Annotated in this window: 1 protein-coding gene and 1 pseudogene; one reads left to right on the top strand and one right to left on the bottom strand. The window is 56.2% G+C overall.

All coding sequences use genetic code 11. The annotated features are described in order from the left end of the window. Positions 1–85: pseudogene (locus E3O67_RS17180) on the bottom strand (recombinase family protein); the annotation flags it as partial. A gap of 491 nt (positions 86–576) precedes the next feature. Between E3O67_RS17180 and E3O67_RS04545 the strand changes: the two are divergent. Further along, a complete protein-coding gene (locus tag E3O67_RS04545) occupies positions 577–1,491 on the top strand; it encodes a DUF3800 domain-containing protein (protein WP_135102063.1) in 915 nt (304 codons plus the stop codon). Positions 1,492–1,664: the final 173 nt, after the last annotated feature.

Below are 1,664 nucleotides of genomic sequence, written 5' to 3'. Positions count from 1 at the left end.
CGCCGGCGGCCAGGAGTGCGTCTCGTTGTAGATCAGTGCTCTGCGAACCATCAGCTTTTGACACGCGCATGTATCCGACGAGCATGCTCGACCCCTGTCATTTAAACGTTCGATTGCACGGCAGAGTGATCGCACCCCCTGGGAAGACGGAAGCTGTCACACAACCAGTCATTCACTCCGCATGTCGTAAACGGTGCAGAAACAGTCGAATGTGGCAGCTGCAAGGGCGCCCCTGTGGCACGCTACTGTCGGCCGGAATTCTGCGATCGCTTAGTGGCTCAAAACGGATGCTGGACGAGTGCCGACGTATCATCGAACGCCGCAACCGGGTCTCTCGCTTGGACTATCTGCTCAAGGAAAACGACCTCATCGCGATCGCCGACGCGACAACCCACCCCGACCACCGAGAAGCACCGTAGATATTCAGGCACCGCGGAGGCTAAGAATTTTTCTACCAGCCCGAGCAATCGCGGTGCTAGTGTCGTAGTTGGTAGCAGGGATGAAACAGTTCCCGGAGCGCCAATTCGGGAAACCCACGCTGACGCGTGGGTTTCTGCGTTAACGGGATAATCAACCATGCTGTTGGCCTATATCGACGAAATCGGCGAGACGGGCGCATTCGTCTCCAAAACGGACCCACGATACAAAACAAGCCCCGCGTTCGGCTACGCCGGCTTCGTTATCCCCGCGGAGAAAGCTCGACAGTTCGGATCAATTTTTGTCCAAGAGAAACGAACACTTTTCGCCACAGACCTCATCGGCGTCGAGAATCCCGGCCAATGGGAGCGAAAGGGCGCGGACATATTCCGGCCGCACACTCACACGAACTACCCTCAGCAGATCCGGGTTTTCAATGGCCTCGTACAACGTGCGCTGGACCTCGGAGCGTTCGTTTTCTTCTATGCAGATGAGAAGCCCTTGGGGACCCCCGGGCAGACTCAACTCGACATCGAGGTCCGAGAGACCGCCGCTATGCGGGAAACGCTTAATCGACTTTGTAGCCATGCCGAGCACCACGATCAAAACTTGATTGTGCTGATCGATCAGATTAATGAGTCTCAGCGAGCGAAGAGACTTCCCAACATGTATGGCCATATACTCGGTCGGGCCGCAGAGCGGCAGGAGATGCGACGCATAATCGAACCCCCTATGCACGTAGACAGCACTCTTAGCGCAAATATCCAATTCGCTGACTGGATCGCCGCGGCGATCACGCGCGCAATCGAATACCAGCTGATCGAGAACTCGCCGTATGACTGGATCCCGTCACGCCTGGCTTCAATGCGCAAATCATTCACCTACGAATCGAAGCTGCACTTCAACAACAGGGCGATTGTGGACCTCAACAAAGGAGACATTCTAGACACCAGACGCTCTCTGTTCCCGCCGATCACTGGTCAGCGATTGTCTAACAGCGTCGATCCCGCCATCCTCCGCCGGATGTATGGTGCTGCGCAAAGTTCCTCACTACGCGGGAAGCCAAGTCCTTGACCACCACCATCGAGCGCTGTCCTCCTTGTGGCCAGTAGACACGTCCACTAAGGATCGTCCAGGAGGGACTGCCCCGAGTTCAGTTGACTCAAAGGGTTAGTGGTTTCAGGCGGCCTTGAGGGCCACGTTTATTGTCTCAAACTCGATCGGGGTGAGCTTACCGAGGCGGCGTT

Source organism: Cryobacterium sp. TMT3-29-2, from assembly GCF_004564305.1.
GTDB classification, from domain to species: Bacteria; Actinomycetota; Actinomycetes; order Actinomycetales; family Microbacteriaceae; genus Cryobacterium; species Cryobacterium sinapicolor.
The sequence above is the reverse complement of the archived record's forward strand: the minus strand, read 5'-3'. Positions and strand labels throughout refer to the sequence as shown.